Origin of the sequence: Streptomyces sp. NPDC001851 (assembly GCF_040297165.1) — a bacterium.
Lineage (GTDB): Bacteria > Actinomycetota > Actinomycetes > Streptomycetales > Streptomycetaceae > Streptomyces.
Window position 1 is genome coordinate 75,008 of sequence record NZ_JBEOYR010000030.1, and the last position, 15,762, is coordinate 90,769.

Below are 15,762 nucleotides of genomic sequence, written 5' to 3' on the forward strand. Positions count from 1 at the left end.
CCCCGCGCACTCCTCAGGAGCGGGCCCCGGCGGCGCTCGGAGTGCGCGGGGGGACGGTCACCGCTTCGGTGATGCGTCGCGCGATCGCACGCCTGTGCCGCTGGAGGTAGAAGTGGCCGCCGCTGTGCAGGTGGGGACCGCTGAAGCGTTGTGTGTGCCCGGCCCAGGCGGCGAGCCGCGCGCGTTCCACCAGGTCGTCCTCGGTGCCCCCGAAGGCGGCGAGCGGGACGGGCAGCGGCTCGCTGTCCGGGACCGGGCGCCAGGTGTCGACGAGCGCGAAGTCGTTGCGGAAGACCGGCCCGAAGGCCTTCCAGAGGCGCGCGCTGTCGAGGACCTTGTCCGGCGTGCCGCCCACTGACCGCAGCCAGTCGCGCAGTTCGGCGTCCGTCCATTCGTGGCGGCCCCGGGAGGCCGTCGCCGCGCGCTCGCGGGGAGCCCCGCGCGAGGACAGCCCGGCCCACAGCGGGAGCGGCCGCTCCTCCTCCACGAGGCGGCGCGTCAGCTCGTATGCGACCAGTGCGCCCATGCTGTGCCCGAAGAAGGCGAACGGCCGGTCCATCCACGGCTCCAGCTCGCCGAGGAAGTAGTCCACCAGGCGGTCGCAGGTGCCGATCAGCGGGCGGCCGAGGAGCCTGCCCCGCCCCGGGGCGTCGACGAGGCACAGCTCCCAGTCGGCGGGGAACTCCCGCTCCCAGCCCAGGTAGAGCCGGTGGGAGCCGCCGGCGTGGTGGAAGAGGAAGAGGCGCACCGCCGCGTCCGGCACCGGCCGGGGGACCGTCACCGGCCCGCGCGCGGTGGGGAGCCGCGGGATGGGGGTGGCCGCCCGGTCGGCGCTGGACGTCTGCTGCACGGTGCCGCGGTCCTCTCCTTCTGTTCCTTCTGTCAGGCGTTGCCGGCGTGGACCGGCTGTCAGGCGTTGCCGGCGGACACCCGTTCCGCTGTGGCCGGGCGGCCTTCGACGAGACGCGCCAGCTCCTTGCGGTCCACCTTGCCGTTGCGGCTCAGCGGCAGCGCATCGAGGACCACGCAGCGGCGCGGGATCTTGAATTCCTCCAGTTGGTCCTGCATCCGCTCCAGCACCTCGTCGGCCGCGAGGTCCGTGACCACGGCCAGGAGAGCGGTCTTCTTCCCCGACGGGGGCAGCACCGCGGCCGACACGACCTCGGGGACGCGGTGGGCGGCGGCCTCGACCTCGGTGGCGCTGACGCGGAAGCCCCGCTCCTTGTAGAGGTCGTCCCGTCGGCCGGAGAAGTACAGGTAGCCGTCCTCGTCCAGCCAGCCGTAGTCGCCGGTGCGCAGCTCGGGGAAGAGTCCGTCGCGGCGCGGGAACTTCTCCGCGTTGAGTTCGGGGCGGCGCCAGTAGCCGGCCATCACATGCGGTCCGCGCACCGTGATCTCGCCGATCTCGCCGTACGGCAGGGGGGCGCCCTCGTCGTCGACCACGACGACCTCGGTGCCGGGCAGCGGCAGGCCGCAGGATCCGGGCCGGTCCAGGTCCCCGTCCGGGGGCATGATCGTCGCCCGCTTGCATTCGGTGAGGCCGAACATGACCTGGCCGCGCAGACCGGGTATCGCGCTGCGCAGCGCGTTGAGGGTATCGGTCGACAGAGCCGCTCCGGTGTTGGTGACCAGACGCAGCGCGGGGCGGCGGGCCGCCCGCTTGACGAGCCAGGCCAGCGACTCGGCGACGGAGGGGACCGCGGGCAGCACCGTCGCACCGCTGTCCAGCAGGTTGCGCAGGAGGGCCGGCCCCGCCTCCGCCGCGCTGCCCAGGACGACGTGGGCCCCGCTGAGGGCCGCGAGGTAGAGCTGGTAGAGGCCGTAGTCGAAGGAGAGCGGCAGGGGGCAGTAGACGACGTCGTCGGGTCGGTACGCGAGGACCTGCTGGATGGCCTGGGCGGCGAACAGCACCTGCTGGTGCGTACTCACGACCGCCTTGGGCGCCGACGTGGTGCCCGACGTGTAGATGAGGGAGACGGGGTCCACCGCCAGGGGGGCGCCGGCGGCGGACTCCGGGGGCTCGGGTGCGTCGTCGGAGCCGAACGCGACCGTGGCGGCGTCGGCGGCGGAGACGGCCGTGATGCCCCGGTCCCGGGCGGTGTCGAGCACCGCGGGGTCGGCGCCCACGACGAGGGCCGGCTCGCAGTCGTCGAGCACGTGCTCCAGCGGTGCGCCGACGACCTGCTCGTGCAGCACCGTGTACACGGCGCCGGCCCGCGAGGCGGCGTAGACCAGGGCGGGCGTGAGGGTGCCGGGCGGGAGGGAGAAGACGATCCGGTCGCCGCGCGCGACGCCCCGCGCGCGCAGCCAGGAAGCGAGGCTGAGGCTCGCCCGCCGCAGTTCGCCGTACGTCACGGTCGCGTCGAGGCGTGTGACGGCGGGACGGTCGGGCGACCTCCCGGCCGCCGCGTCCAGCAGGTGGTGGAGCAGGGTGGGTTGAGACATGTGGTCAGTCCTTGCCGGGATACGGGTGGTCAGGGGCTGGGGATCGCTCCCAGCTGGGAGAGGAGGCCGAGGCCGTCGGAGAGCACCCAGTACTCGGCCAGCTTGCCGTCCCGCAGCCGGACGATGGACATGCCCGTGTAGCGCACCGGGGTGCCGGGGGCGACGGTGGCGGTGGGCGCGCCGCCCGCGTACCTGCCGGTGACGGTGTACCCCCCGGCCACGTAGTCGCCGTCGCGCAGCGGGCCGGGGTCCGTGGTGAAGCGGACGTCGTGGAGCAGGGTCCGCACGGCACGGACCCAGTCGAGGAGCCCGTCCCTGGTGGTGATCCGGTTGGAGTCGGGGAAGCCGAGATAGCGGGCGAGTTCGGCACTGTGCACGACGAAGTCGTCGGCGATGAAGTCCGGGGTGTCCGCGAAGTCGACCTCGCCGTTCCACAGGTCCACGAACCGTTCGAAGAGGACCTTCCCGAGATCCGTCTCCGGGCTGCCGAGGGGGCTCATGCCGTCTTCTCCTTCGGGGCCGCCGGCTCCGCGGCCGGCACGTCGTGAGACACCGTCACCCGTACGCCGACGAGCAGCGGGAGGACCGCCAGGGCGCAGACACCGCAGATCACGCCGATCACGCCGAACGAGACGCTGTTGTCGAGGAGGGCGGCCGCGAGGCTGGTGGCCAGCATCATCCCGGTGTACTGCGCGGAGCCGTTGAGGGCCAGCGCCGTGCCGCGCATCTCCGGCCGCAACTCGCTGACCAGGGCGTTGAGGGCGGGCTGGCCGACGCCGACGGCGGTGCCCCACGTGATGAACACGACGAGGACGACGGCGAGGTGATGTCCGATCAGCGGTACGGCGCTGACTCCGCCGGCCGCCACCAGTGCCGCCACCACGAGGACCCGGCGCTTGCCCAGGCGGTCGGCGATCCGGCCGCCGAGGAGGGCGCCGGCCATGCTGCCCGCTCCGGATCCCATGATCGCGAAACCGGTCTGTGCCTCGTTGAAGCCGAAGCGCTCGGCGAAGAAGATGCCGATGTTGGAGAACATCCCGTACAGGGCGGCGCTCCACAGCAGGGTCGAGCCGAGGACGCACAGCAGCGCGGGCGTGGTGACGGCGCGGCGGATCATGCCGAGGTAGGCCGCGACCGGGTTGCCGGACCCGCCCTGCGCCGGCGCCTTCGGCGCGACGGCCGGCAGGAGGGCGAGGACCGTCACGTAGACGGCGGCCGCGACGACGGCCACGGCGACGAACGCGGCACGCCAGTCCAGCAGGTACGCGAGGTAGGAGCCGAGCGGTACGCCGAGCACGGTGGAGCTGAGCAGTCCGGCCACGACGATGCCCATGACCTTGCCGCGCCGCTCGAAGGGGAAGTTCTCGGCGATCAGCGCGTACACACTGGGCATGATCATGGAGGAGCCGAGGCCGGCCAGGGCCCGGGTGGCGAGGACGAAGGTGAAGTCGCTGCCGAGGCTGGTCAGGACGTTGGCGACGGCGAACAGCACCAGACCGGTGCACAGGATCCGGCGGCGTCCGATCCGGTCGGACATGGCGCCGCACAGCGGTGCCACGACGGCGAACAGCAGAGCGTAGGCGCTGACGAGCAGGCCGCCGGAGCGGGCGGCGGTGTGGGTGTCGGACGCGATCTCGGGGATCAGCGGGACGGTGATCATCGAGTCGAGCCCGACGAGGAACGCGCTGCACACGGCGATGGCCAGGACGCGTCCCGGCAGCGCTGAGCGGGTGGGTTCGGGGGTGGGCATGCGAGATTTCCTTCTGGTCGCTTCTGTGGGGGGGGACTGATCAGGTGAGGACCGGCACGCTCGGCGCCGGGTCCGGGCGTGCGGCGACGCGGCGGGCGGCGGCCGGCGGCACCACGGCGGTGCCGACGGCACGGCAGACCAGCACCGGCTCGGCCGGCGTCTCCGCCCGGGTGGCCCCGAGGTCGTACCGGGACACGACGGTCTTGTGCGCGGTGAACTCGACGGTCCGGCGCAGCCGGCTGCGGCCGCGCAGCCGTGCGGTGGCCTCGATGTAGTCGCCCGGGGACACCGGGGCGAGGAACTCGACGTCCCGGTATCCGGTGAGCAGCCCCTCGTCTCCGTCGGTCTTGATGGTGATCTCGGTGACCAGGTCACCGAAGATCTGCAGCAGGCGGGCGCCGGACACCAGATGGCCGCCGTAGTGCGCGTCCTGCGGGCTCATCCGCACCCGAAGGGTGGCCGTGATCTCCTCCGGGTTCTCAGGCATTGCCATTCCTCGCATTTCCCATACCTGTTCGTAGCCGAGTGATGTTCCGTACGGCGGTTGTGGCGATCTGTTCTGCCTGGTGCCCGGTGGCTGCCGCGCTGCCGCCGCGGTCCTCTGCGAGGGCCACGGCGACGACGCAGGCCCCCTTGTGCGCGATGGACACCGTGATCGCGGCGAGCCCGAGCTCCTGCGCGTGGCGCGCGGCCGCGCCGGAGAGGCGGACGACCGGTGCCGAGCGGTCATCGCGCGCCACGCAGACCTGAGCCGGGCGGATGCCTCCGCCGAAGCCCGTCCCCAGGGCCTTCACGACCGCCTCCTTGGCGGCGAACCGGCCGGCCAGGAACTCCCGTTCCCGGCTGGGCGAGAGCGTCGCGGCGTACCCCAGCTCCTCGTCGGCGTAGGTGTGCCGGCGGAACCACTCGCGGGTGTTGAGCCGGTCCAGTTCGCCGAGGGCGAGGACATCGACACCGATGCGCATGCGGGCGTCCCGGGCTTCCGCTAGCCCGCGGTGCCGGTCGAGTGGAGCACGGCGAGGTGTCCGCTGCCGGACAGCGGGTCCACGTCGCACAGCACCACCAGGCGGTGGTCGCGCTGCCACTGCCGCCAGTGCCGGGCCAGGTCGAGCCAGACACTGGTGCAGTAGCTGCCCGGAGCGACGCGGTGGACCCGGGCCGTGCCGCCGAAGTCCCGCTCCTGGACCCAGGGGCCGGTGACCAGCAGGGTGTCCGGCCCGCCGGCGGCGAGTTCGCGCAGCCGGGCGAGGGTCGCCCCGGCGTCGTCGGACGACTCGACGGTGTCCGCCTGGAGTCCTTCACCGTTCTTCAGGAGCAGGAGCACTCCGGAGTCGGTGAGTTCGCCGGAGTCCACGAGCGGGTGCGGGGTGGGCAGCGTCGTCTGCTCCAGGACGGCGAGCGCGGCGCTCCGGGAGCGGCCCCCGCGCTGGTAGGCGGAGATGATCCGCAGCGCGGTGAAGGGGGCCGCGAGACCCTGCTCGCTGATGGAGAAGCTCTGCGCCCCGCCGCCGAGCCGCATGTTGAGGTGGGAGGCGACGGCCGTGAACGGGTGGACGTCGGGCAGCGCGTGGGTGACGACGACCAGGTCGGCCGTGGCGCCGCTGAGCTCCTCGCTCTGGACGAGGCGGTCCACGAGGTCCTTGTGGAACACGTTCCGGCCGCTGCGCAGCCGCTGCTCGTCCACGGTGGCGCCGAACGGCTCGGCCAGGTCGCGGTAGAAGCCGAGTATGGCCGGGTCGTCGTGGAAGGGGCCGCCGTCCGGGGAGACGACGACGGACGACGCGGTGAGGGTCGTCATGCCGCTCACCGGTCCTGCAGCTGCGGCTCGGGGCTGACGCGCGCCAGGTAGGCGGTCAGGGTGCCGATGGACTGGAAGTCCTCCATGTCGAGGTTCTCGGGGTCGATGACGATGCCGAGGCTGTCCTCGAGGAACATCAGCATCTCCATGACCGAGGTCGAGTCCAGGTGGAGGTCTTCGAGGAGCCGGGTGTCCTCGGTCAGGCCGGTGATCTCGCGCTCCAGTACGTCACTGAGGGCGGCCTCGACCTGGGCGACGATCTGCTTGTCCACGAGTGGACTCCTTGGTGTGAGAGGGGCGGGGTTCAGAACGCGACGAGCTGCTGCTTGCCGAGCAGGTCGTCGAGGGTGTCGCGGCGCCGCACCAGGTGGGCGGTGCCGTCGTGGACCATGACCTCGGCGGGGAAGCCATGGCTGAGGAACAGGCCGGGTGAGGCGGAGGGCCCGTACGCGCCCGAGCGCTCGACTCCGATGAGGTCGCCCGGGGCGACCTCGGGCAGCGCCACCCGCTTGCCGATCACGTCGTTGGGCGTGCACAGCGGCCCGGTGACGGTGTAGGTGCGGTCCGGCTGCTCGGCGTACCGGGTCAGGGAGCGGATCGGGAAGTTGCGCTTCACGAAGCTGCCCACGCCCACGGCCGCCATGTGGTGGTTGGTACCGCCGTCGGCGACGACGAAGTGTTCCCCCATGGACTCCTTCACCTGCAGTGCCCGGGTCACATAGGTGCCGCAGGGTGCGGTGAGGTAGCGCCCGAGCTCGTTGATCAGGCGGCAGTCCGGGTGGTCGCGGTGGAACTCCGTCACGGCTTCGTTGATGCCGGCCGTGAGCGCGTCGGTGTCCAGGGGCGTCTCGTTGTCGAAGTACGGGACGCCGAAGCCGCCGCCGAAGTCCACCGTGTGCAGCGGGATTCCGGTCTCGGCGGACAGTTCCCGTGCCGTCGCGAGGATTTCGCGCGTGTTGTGGACCAGGTCCTCGTGGTGGAGGAAGCGCGTGCCCATGTAGGCGTGCAGTCCCGTGACGTCCACGTGGCGCAGGCTCTTCAGCAGGTCCCGGGAACGGCGCACCTGAGCGACGTCGATGCCGAACTGGCGGGGCTTTCCGCCCATGGCGAGCCCGGATCCCTTGGTGTGGAAGTCGGGGTTGATCCGCAGCATCACCGGTGTCCTGCCCCGGCCCGTCCGCGCCGTCAGGTCGTCGAGCACCTGGAGTTCGTCGAGCGACTCGCAGATGACCGCGTGCAGCCCGGCGGCGACGCAGGCCTCCAGCTCGGCCCGGGTCTTGCCCGGCCCGAGGAAGATGGTGTTCTCCGGTGCGACGCCGGCCCGCCGCGCCGTCTCCAGCTCGGCCAGCGAGGAGACCTCCGCTCCGGCGCCCAGCGACCCGAGCAGGCCGATGACACTGATGTTGGGGTTGGCCTTCAGGGACAGGAAGATGTCCACCGCGGGGTGCAGCCGGTCCCGCAGCCCCTGGTACGTGTCGCGCAGTACGTCCGCGTCGTAGACGTACAGGGGTGTGCCGAACTCGGCGGCGATGTCCGAGACCGGCACGCCCTGCACATGGAACTCGCCGGTGCTCATGCTGCCTCCTGTGCCGCGCCGGACGCTCGGTGGGTGACGACCATGGCCGCGAAGGTGGCGCCGAGGCCGACGGTCGCGAAGACGTAGGTGTGTCCGTCCCGCAGGCCGCCCGCGTCCCGCAGGGTCGTGTAGTTGAGGAACACGTCGGAGGCGAAGCAGTGGCTGTAGCGCCCGACGTTGTCGAGGAAGACGCGGGAGCGGTCGATGCCCAGCTCGGCGATGGTCTGCCGCCAGGACTGCAGGTTGACGTTGTGCGGGATGATCCGGTCGATGTCGTCCAGGGTCATGCCCGCCTGTTCGACGGCCTCGCGCACGACCTCGGCGAGGACCGGCGCGTAGACCGTGCTGACCTCAAGGGACTTCTCCTCGTCGAGGAGCATGGCGGCGGAGTACTCGCCCAGGGTGCGGGTGGTGTACGAGCGGACCGCGTCCCCGGCTCCGTCCAGGCCCACCAGGCAGGCGGCCGCGGCGTCCCCCATGATGGCGATGTCCGGGATCAGCTGGATCTTCGGTGAGTAGGCCTGTTCGCCGGTGACCACCAGGGCGCGGTCGCCCGGGCCGCCTTCTGCCCTGAGCAGCTGGCCGGCGGCATCGACCGCGGCCATGCCGCTCGCGCAGTTCTGCTGGCTCACCGCGAACGCCTCGGCGTGCTTGAGGCCGAGCCGGTTCCTGATCTCCTGGGCGGGATCGATGTGGGCCGGGGCCACCGCCTGCGTGGTGTGCGCGTAGACGACGTACCGGATGCGTTCGGCGACGCCCGGTCCGGCCACGATCCGGCGGGCGGCCGGCAGCACCACGTCGTACAGGGACAGTTCAGGGTCGAACCGGATCTCCTGCAGGCCGTGGATACGGCGGAAGAGACGGACCTTGGTCGGACGCAGCCGCAGGCGCTCCGCCAGCTCTTCGATGGGCACGACGCGGTCGGGAGCGAACGACTCCACGGCCTCAAGGGTCGTCAGGGGCGTCGTCGTCATCGATGGCACTCCAGGGTTCTCGGTCGGGCGGGCTGCGGGGCGCGGTGTACGCCGGTGCCGTTCACCGGGTGCCTCCTCGGTGGGTCAGGGCCAGGGCGGTGAACGTTGCGCCGGCGCCCACGCAGGCCATCAGGTAGTGGCGCCCCTCGACGAGCCGTCCGGCATCGCGCAGCGTCGTGTAGTTGACGAACGGGTCGGAGGCGAAGCAGTGGCTGTAGCGCGGGACGTTGTCCAGGAACACGCGGTCCAGGGAGACGCCCAGTTCGGCGGCGGTGTTGCGCCAGGCCAGCAGATTGACGTTGTGCGGGATGATCAGGTCGATGTCGTCCAGGGTCAGTCCGGCTTCGAGGACGGCCTGCCGCATCACGTCGGCGAGCACGGGTGCGTAGCTCTTCCCGTACAGGGCGGCCAGCTCGGGGGGCATGCCGACGAGCTGCGCGTACTCGCCCACGGTGCGCGAGGCGTGCGAGAGCACCGCGTCCCCCGGGCCGCCCGCCGAGAGCAGACACGCCGCCCCGGCCTCGCCCATGATCGCCGTGTTGGGCACGGTCCGGATCACGGGCGAGTGCGGCTTCTCCCCGGTCACGAGCAACGCCCGGTCCTCGGCGTCCCCGTCGCGCAGCAGCCGCACCACGACATCGACGGCTCCGAGGCCCGCGGCGCAGTTCTGCTGGCCGAGGGCGAAGGCCTCCGCGTGGTGCAGTCCCAGCGCGTCGCGGATGCCGGCGGCGAGGTCGGTGCCCGCGGGCGCGACCTCGTGGATGGCGTGCGCGTAGACCACATAGCGGATGCGGCGCGGGTCCGGCACCTGCTCGACCACCCGCCGGGCGGCCGGAAGGACGAGGTCGTAGAGGGATTCGGACGGGTTCTCGTGCAGCGTGTGCAGGCCGTGGACCTTGCGGAACAGGGACAGCTTGGCGCGGCTGAGCCCCAGCGGCCCGGCCAGGGCCTCGATGGTCAGCCGCCGGTCCGGCACATGGGACTCGACCCGCTCCAGGGAGCCGAGCGGTGCGCTCATCACGCGCTCACCCCGGCGGCGGTGCTCCCGGCGCCGGCGAGGACCGTGCCCAGCCAGTCGGCCAGCGCCTGTGCGGTCGTCGCCGAGTGCTCGGCCAGCATCGTGAAGTGGTCGCCCGGGACCTCCACGGTGGTGTCCGCCAGGTCCCAGCGGGGCAGGGCGTGCGCGCCGGACCGTTCGCCCGCCTGGATGAGCAGCGTGGGTACGCCGCCGCGCTGCGGCTGCCAGCCGTCGAAGACCCGGATGTAGCCGCCCATCGCGATGAGCCGGTCGTCATCCAGCCACTGGACGTTCTGCTCGTTCAGCATCTGGTCCGACACCATCGACAGGTCGTCCAGGTCCAACGGGCTGGCCAGGGTGTCGATCAGCACGACGGCGGCGGGGGCGGCCCCCTGCTCCTGGAGGCGCTGGGCCACGGCGTGCGCTATCCAGCCGCCGGTGGAGCGGCCGAGCAGGACCAGCGGCCTCCCGTCGGCGGCCTGCGCCGCTTCGCGGGCCAGGGCATCGGTCAAGGCCGGCAGTGACGCGGGGAGCGCTTCGCCGCCGGTGAATCCGGGCAGCGCCGGGACGGAGACGGCTCGCTCTCCCAGGTGGGGGAGCAACTGGTCGTACTCCTGCGGGCCGGAGATCGCGATCATGGACGGGAAGCAGACGACCAGGGGCTCGCCGGCCGGTCCGTCGGCCTTCGGGAAGGCCGGCAGCCGGTCCCCCTCCTCGAACGCGGGACGGATCCGGGAGGCGGCGACAAGGAGCTCCACCGCGTGCTCCAGGCGGCCGCCCTCGTGGGCGGTGCGCAGCAGCTCGGTCAGTGCGCTGGACGGGGCCGGTGCGGCCGCTCCCGGGGCGAGCGCGCCCATCTGCTCGTGGATGTGCGACGCCATGGCGTCCACGCTCGGGCGGTCGAAGACGACGGTGGCGGGCAGCTTCAGGCCGGTCTCCCGGTTCAGCGCGTTGCGCAGCTCCATCGAGGTCAGCGAGTCCATTCCGAGTTCGCGGAAGGGGGTCTCGGGCTCGATGGCGTCGGTGGTGTCGTGCCCGAGCACGGCCGCCACGATGTCCTGGACCGCGTCGACGACGGCGGCCCGGCGCCGGTCCTCGGGGAGGTGCGCGAGCTTGTCCCGCAGCGACCCGGTCGCCCCGCCGGACGGTGAGGCGGCGGGGCCGGCCGGCCCCGCGGTGCCGGCGCGTCGGGCAGCCGTGCGTACGAGGCCCCGCAGGACGGGCGCCAGGTCCTCGCCCAGTCCGCGCAGCGCCTTGCGGTCGAGGCGGGCCGGGACGAGGACGGGTGCCGCGTCCGCGACGGCGGCGTCGAACAGCTCCGTACCGAGTTCGGGCGAGATCGGCAGGATCCCGGAGCGTTCCATCCGCTTCAGGTCGGTGTCCCGCAGGGTGCCCGCCATGCCTCCGGTCGGCTCCCACACGCCCCAGGCCAGGGAGGTCGCGGGCAGCCCGCTGCTGGCCCGGTGCTGGGCGAGGGCGTCCAGGAAGGTGTTGCCCGACGCGTAGCTGGCCTGGCCCGGGCTGCCGAGGACCCCGGCGATCGAGGAGAAGAGCACGAAGGCGCCCAGGTCCAGGTCCCGGGTCAGGTCGTGCAGGTGCCAGGCCGCGGAGACCTTGGGGCCGAGCACGCGGTCGAGCCGCTCGGGGGTGAGCGAGGTGAGGATGCCGTCGTCGAGGACGCCCGCGGTGTGGACCACCGCGCTCAGCGGGTGCGCGGCGGGGATCGACGCGAGCAGCTCCGAGAGGGCCGCGCGGTCGGTGACGTCGCAGGCGACGACGGTCGCTTCGGCGCCGAGGCCGGCGAGTTCGGCGACGAGTGCGGCGGCTCCCTCGGCCTGCGGGCCGCGCCGGCTGACCAGCAGCATGCGGCGCGCGCCGTGGGCGGTGACCAGGTGGCGGGCGAGCAGTGCGCCGAGGCCGCCGGTGCCGCCGGTCACCAGGACGGTGCCCTGCCATGCGGCGGCGGGGGCGGCGGCGTCGGCCACGGCCGGTGCCGCCTTCAGCCGGGGTGCGAGCAACACACCGCCGCGCACGGCGAGCTGGGGTTCGCCGGAGGCGAGGGCGGCGGCGAAGACGCTGTCGGCCGCGCCGGTTGCTGTGCCGGTCTCGATGTCGATGTCGGTGTCGGTGTCGACATCGACGAGCGCGAACCGCTCGGGGGCCTCGGACTGGGCCGAGCGCACCAGACCCCACAGCGGCGCGGCGGCGAGATCCACCACGTCCTCGTCGGGGCGGGCGCCGATCGCCCGGCGGGTGACGAGGACCAGCCGGGACGGCGCCTCGGGGCCCTGATCCAGCCACGTCTGGAGCAGGGAGAGCACCTCGTGGGCGGTGCGGCGCACCGCGTCGGGGGTGTCGCCGGAGGCGTCCGGCAGGCAGTTCACCACGGTGGTGCGGGCCGTCACCGGCCCGGCGGCGAGGGCGTCGAGCAGTGCCGCCGGGGAGGCGAAGCGCAGCGCGTCCGCGGCCCGGCCGCCGGGCGTGGGCACGGGCGTCCACTCCGTCCGGAACAGCGCGTCCTTGAAGACACGGCGCCCCGCGCCCAGTTGCTCCGGAGCGGCCGGCCGGGAGACGAAGGACTCCACCGTGGCGACGGCGGTGCCCTCCCGGTCGGCGACGGTCAGCGCGATCGAGTCGGGGGTGTCGTAGGTGAACCGCACGCGCAGCGCGTCGGCGCCGACCGCGTGCAGGCTCACCCCGTTCCAGGAGAACGGCAGGCGACCCGAGGCACCGCCGGTCCGGAGCTCCTCCCAGGCCAGGGCGTGCAGTGCCGCGTCCAGCAGCGCGGGGTGGAGCCCGAAGGAACCGGCCTGGTCCTGCTGCTCCGCGGGCAGGACGACGTCCGCGAACAGCTCGTTGTCGCTCCGCCACGCGGCACGCAGCGCCTGGAAGGCCGGACCGTAGTCGAATCCGGTGTCGGCGAGGCGTTCGTACAGGCCCTCAAGGTCCACCTCTTCGGCGTCCTGCGGGGGCCAGGCCGTCAGGTCTTCCGGAGCACGGCCGCTGCCGGGGGCCAGCCACCCGGAGGCGTGCCGGACCCACTCGGTGCCTTCGGGAGCGTCGTCGGCGACGGAGTGCAGCAGCACCGGGCGCCGGCCCTCTTCCTCGGGCGCGCCGACGGACAGCTGCACGCGGATGCCCCCCTGCTCGGGGAGCGCCATCGGCGCCTGGAGGGTGAGTTCCTCCACGGTGCCGTACCCGACGTGGGTCGCGGCCCGGGTGGCCAGCTCCAGCAGGGCCGTCCCGGGAACGAGGACCATGTCATGGACGACGTGGTCGGCGAGCCACGGGTGGGTCTGCCGGGACAGCCGGCCCGAGAACACCACCGTGTCGCCCGCGGCGAGTTCGGTGACGGCGCCGAGCAGCGGATGCTCCGCGGAACTCAGGCCGAGCGCGGTCACGTCCCCGGCGTCCGCGGGCTCGTCGAGCCAGTAGCGCTGCCGGTGGAAGGCGTACGTCGGCAGGTCGACGCGGTGTCCCCCGAACGCGTCGAGCACCGCGGCCCAGTCCGGCGAGACGCCGTGCACGTGCAGCTCGGCGAGCGCGTTCAGGACCGCCTCGGGCTCGCTGCGGCCCGGCCGCAGCAGCGGTACCACGAGGGCCTGCCGGTCGTCGCCCAGGCAGCCGCGGACCAGGCCCGACAGGGTGCCGTCCGGGCCGATCTCCACGAACGTCCTGGCGCGTTCACCGTAGAGCGTCTCCACGGCGTCGCTGAAGCGCACCGGCCTGCGGACGTGCTCGACCCAGTAGCCGGGGCGGCACAGCTCCTCGGGGCCCGCGAGCCGCCCGGTCACGTCGGACACCAGCGGGATGTCCGGGGCGCTGAACGTCAGACCGGCCACCACCTCGGCGAACTCGTCCAGCATCCCGTCCATGTGGGGCGAGTGGAACGCGTGGCTGACCGGCAGGTTCTTCGTCCTGCGCCCCTGCTCGCGGAAGGTGCCGGCGATCTCGTCCACCACGTCCGCGTCACCGGAGAGCACCACCGACCGGGGGCCGTTGAGCGCGGCCACGGAGGCCTGCTTCTCCCGCCCGTCGAGCGCGGCGAGCACCTCGGACTCGGTGGCCTCGATCGCGGTCATCGCGCCGCCGCCGGGCAGCGCCTGCATGAGCCGGCCGCGGGCGGCGACCAGTTTCGCCGCGTCGGCCAGGGACAGGACGCCCGCCACATGGGCGGCCGCGATCTCGCCGATGGAGTGCCCGGTGACGTAGTCGGGGCGGATCCCCCACGCCTCGGCGAGCCGGAAGAGGGACACCTCCACGGCGAACAGCGCGGGCTGGGTGAACTCCGTGCGGTTGAGGGTCGCCCGGCCGGCGTCGTCGTCGGCGAAGAGGACCTTGCCGAGGGGCACCTCAAGGTGGGCGTCCAGGGCCTCGCACACCTCGTCGAAGGCCGCGGCGTACACGGGGTGGGTGTCGTAGAGCTCGCGGCCCATCCGCAGCCGCTGGCTGCCCTGGCCGGTGAACAGGAACGCGGTCCGGCCGTTGTTGCGGGTCGTGCCGCGCACCACGTGTCCTGATGGGGTCCCGGCCGCGACGGCGTCGACGCCGCGCAGCAGCTCGTCGGCGTCGCTGCCGATGACGACCGCGCGATGCTCCATCGGGGTGCGGGCCGTGGCCAGCGTGAGGGCGGCGTTCACCGGGTGTGCGGCGGCGAGGGCGTCGCGCAGCTTGCGCGCCTGGGCGGGCAGGGCCTCGGCGGTGCGGGCCGAGATGATCCAGGGCAGTGGTGCGGCCGCGGCGGGCGGGGCGGCGGGGGCCTCCTCGGCGGGCGGCTCCTCAAGGATGACGTGGGAGTTGGTCCCGCTGATGCCGAAGGAGGAGACACCGGCGCGGCGCGGCCGCTCGCGGCGGGGCCACGGCACCGGCTCGGTCAGCAGCCGCACGTCTCCGGCCGACCAGTCGACGTGCGAGCTGGGGGCGTCGACGTGCAGCGTGCGCGGCAGCCGCTCGTGCTCCATCGCCTTGATCATCTTGATGACGCCGCCGATCCCGGCGGCGGACTGGGTGTGTCCGGTGTTGGACTTCAGGGAGCCGAGCCACAGCGGCGTGCCCTCGCGGCCCTGCCCGTAGGTGGCGATCAGCGCCTGCGCCTCGATGGGGTCGCCCAGCTTGGTGCCGGTGCCGTGGCCCTCGACGGCGTCCACGTCGGCGGGCCTCAGGGAGGCGGCGGCCAGCGCGTCGCGGATCAGCTTCTCCTGGGAGGGGCCGTGCGGGGCGGTCAGCCCGTTGCTGGCGCCGTCCTGGTTGACGGAGGAGCCACGGATGACGGCGTGGATGCGGTGGCCGTTGCGGCGTGCGTCGGACAGCCGCTCCACCAGGAGAACGCCGGCGCCCTCCGCCCAGGCGGTGCCGTCGGCCCCCTCGGCGTAGGACTTGGCCCGGCCGTCCGGGGCGAGGCCGCGCTGGCGGCTGAACTCGGTGAAGGAGAACGACGTCGCCATGAGCATCACGCCGCCGACCACGGCGAGCGAGCACTCCTTGCGCCGCAGCGCCTGCCCGGCGAGGTGCAGGGCCACGAGGGAGGAGGAGCAGGCCGTGTTGACGGTGACGGCCGGGCCGTCGAAGCCGAAGGTGTACGAGATGCGGCCGGAGGCGACGCTGCCGGCGCTGCCGACCCCGAGGTAGCCGTCGATGCCCTCGATCGGGGTCTTGAGGAACCTCAGCCCGTATTCGTCGCACATGATGCCGACGTACACCCCGGTGTCGCTGCCGCGCATGCCGTCGACGACGATCCCCGCGTCCTCGAAGGCCTCCCAGGTCGTCTCCAGGAGCAGTCGCTGCTGGGGGTCGACGGTGAGTGCCTCGCGCGGGGACATGCCGAAGAAGGCCGGGTCGAACTCGGCGGCGTCGTGCAGGAATCCGCCGCGCCGCACATAGGTCTTGCCCACCCGGGCCGGGTCGGGGTCGTAGATGCCCTCGATGTCCCAGCCGCGGTCGGTGGGGAAGTCGGTGATGGCGTCGCGGCCCTCGTCCACCAGCTGCCACAGCTCGTCGGGGGTCGTCACGCCGCCGGGGAAGCGGCAGCTCATGCCCACGATGGCGAGGGGTTCGAAGGCGCGTTCCCGCTCCTCGCGCAGGCGGGCCTCGGCGCGGTCGAGCTCGGCGGTGGTGCGCTTGAGGTAGTTCAGGAGTCGTGCTTCGTCGGACATACGGCTCTTCTCTTCGCTGGGCGCTTCGTCGGGGCCGCTGAGCTGGTGG

At 73.0% G+C, this 15,762-nt stretch carries 12 protein-coding genes; all 12 read right to left on the reverse strand.

Going from position 1 to position 15,762, the window contains the following annotated elements; all coding sequences use genetic code 11:
- Positions 1-13: 13 nt before the first annotated feature.
- The 12 genes from ABT171_RS34000 to ABT171_RS34055 all read right to left on the reverse strand — a co-directional run bounded on the left by ABT171_RS34000 (position 14) and on the right by ABT171_RS34055 (position 15,713).
- The gene (locus ABT171_RS34000; RefSeq protein ID WP_351250255.1) at positions 14-850 is read right to left on the reverse strand and encodes a thioesterase II family protein; all 837 of its coding nucleotides are present in this window, start codon (positions 848-850) and stop codon (positions 14-16) included.
- A gap of 59 nt (positions 851-909) precedes the next feature.
- The gene (locus tag ABT171_RS34005; protein ID WP_351250256.1) at positions 910-2,445 is read right to left on the reverse strand and encodes a class I adenylate-forming enzyme family protein; all 1,536 of its coding nucleotides are present in this window, start codon (positions 2,443-2,445) and stop codon (positions 910-912) included.
- A 29-nt stretch (positions 2,446-2,474) separates the two neighbouring features.
- Positions 2,475-2,945, reverse strand: a complete 471-nt coding sequence (locus tag ABT171_RS34010; protein ID WP_351250257.1) for an ester cyclase — start codon at positions 2,943-2,945, stop codon at positions 2,475-2,477.
- Positions 2,942-4,195 carry an MFS transporter gene (locus tag ABT171_RS34015; RefSeq protein ID WP_351250258.1) on the reverse strand — a complete coding sequence of 418 codons (1,254 nt, stop codon included), beginning with the start codon at positions 4,193-4,195 and terminating at the stop codon, positions 2,942-2,944. Before ABT171_RS34015 ends, ABT171_RS34010 begins: the two co-directional genes overlap by 4 nt.
- A 40-nt stretch (positions 4,196-4,235) precedes the next feature.
- A complete protein-coding gene (locus tag ABT171_RS34020; RefSeq protein WP_351250259.1) occupies positions 4,236-4,682 on the reverse strand; it encodes a 3-aminobutyryl-CoA ammonia lyase in 447 nt (148 codons plus the stop codon).
- Entirely contained in the window at positions 4,675-5,160 is a 486-nt protein-coding gene (gene acpS, locus ABT171_RS34025; RefSeq protein ID WP_351250260.1) for a holo-ACP synthase, read from the reverse strand. Before acpS ends, ABT171_RS34020 begins: the two co-directional genes overlap by 8 nt.
- 20 nt (positions 5,161-5,180) lie before the next feature.
- Positions 5,181-5,993 (reverse strand): hypothetical protein, encoded by an 813-nt coding sequence (locus ABT171_RS34030; protein WP_351250261.1) that lies wholly within the window; start codon positions 5,991-5,993, stop codon positions 5,181-5,183.
- Positions 5,994-5,998: 5 nt separating this feature from the next.
- Complete coding sequence (locus ABT171_RS34035) at positions 5,999-6,265, reverse strand: acyl carrier protein (protein WP_351250262.1); 267 nt, start codon at positions 6,263-6,265, stop codon at positions 5,999-6,001.
- 32 nt (positions 6,266-6,297) lie between these two features.
- Positions 6,298-7,569, reverse strand: a complete 1,272-nt coding sequence (locus ABT171_RS34040) for a type III PLP-dependent enzyme (protein ID WP_351250263.1) — start codon at positions 7,567-7,569, stop codon at positions 6,298-6,300.
- Positions 7,566-8,543 carry a 3-oxoacyl-ACP synthase III family protein gene (locus ABT171_RS34045; RefSeq protein ID WP_351250264.1) on the reverse strand — a complete coding sequence of 326 codons (978 nt, stop codon included), beginning with the start codon at positions 8,541-8,543 and terminating at the stop codon, positions 7,566-7,568. Before ABT171_RS34045 ends, ABT171_RS34040 begins: the two co-directional genes overlap by 4 nt.
- A gap of 61 nt (positions 8,544-8,604) precedes the next feature.
- Positions 8,605-9,561, reverse strand: coding sequence for a 3-oxoacyl-ACP synthase III family protein (locus ABT171_RS34050; RefSeq protein WP_351250265.1), 957 nt, complete (start codon positions 9,559-9,561; stop codon positions 8,605-8,607).
- A complete protein-coding gene (locus ABT171_RS34055; RefSeq protein ID WP_351250266.1) occupies positions 9,561-15,713 on the reverse strand; it encodes a type I polyketide synthase in 6,153 nt (2,050 codons plus the stop codon). The genes ABT171_RS34050 and ABT171_RS34055 overlap by 1 nt, the downstream gene beginning before the upstream one ends.
- Positions 15,714-15,762 lie beyond the last annotated feature (49 nt).

Bases quoted from the DNA above. Each gene is read 5' to 3' on its own strand.
- ABT171_RS34005 (WP_351250256.1), bottom strand. From the start codon at position 2,445: ATGTCTCAACCCACCCTGCTCCACCACCTGCTGGACGCGGCGGCCGGG.
- ABT171_RS34010 (WP_351250257.1), bottom strand. From the start codon at position 2,945: ATGAGCCCCCTCGGCAGCCCGGAGACGGATCTCGGGAAGGTCCTCTTC.
- ABT171_RS34015 (WP_351250258.1), bottom strand. From the start codon at position 4,195: ATGCCCACCCCCGAACCCACCCGCTCAGCGCTGCCGGGACGCGTCCTG.
- ABT171_RS34020 (WP_351250259.1), bottom strand. From the start codon at position 4,682: ATGCCTGAGAACCCGGAGGAGATCACGGCCACCCTTCGGGTGCGGATG.
- acpS (WP_351250260.1), bottom strand. From the start codon at position 5,160: ATGCGCATCGGTGTCGATGTCCTCGCCCTCGGCGAACTGGACCGGCTC.
- ABT171_RS34030 (WP_351250261.1), bottom strand. From the start codon at position 5,993: ATGACGACCCTCACCGCGTCGTCCGTCGTCGTCTCCCCGGACGGCGGC.
- ABT171_RS34040 (WP_351250263.1), bottom strand. From the start codon at position 7,569: ATGAGCACCGGCGAGTTCCATGTGCAGGGCGTGCCGGTCTCGGACATC.
- ABT171_RS34045 (WP_351250264.1), bottom strand. From the start codon at position 8,543: ATGACGACGACGCCCCTGACGACCCTTGAGGCCGTGGAGTCGTTCGCT.
- ABT171_RS34050 (WP_351250265.1), bottom strand. From the start codon at position 9,561: ATGAGCGCACCGCTCGGCTCCCTGGAGCGGGTCGAGTCCCATGTGCCG.
- ABT171_RS34055 (WP_351250266.1), bottom strand. From the start codon at position 15,713: ATGTCCGACGAAGCACGACTCCTGAACTACCTCAAGCGCACCACCGCC.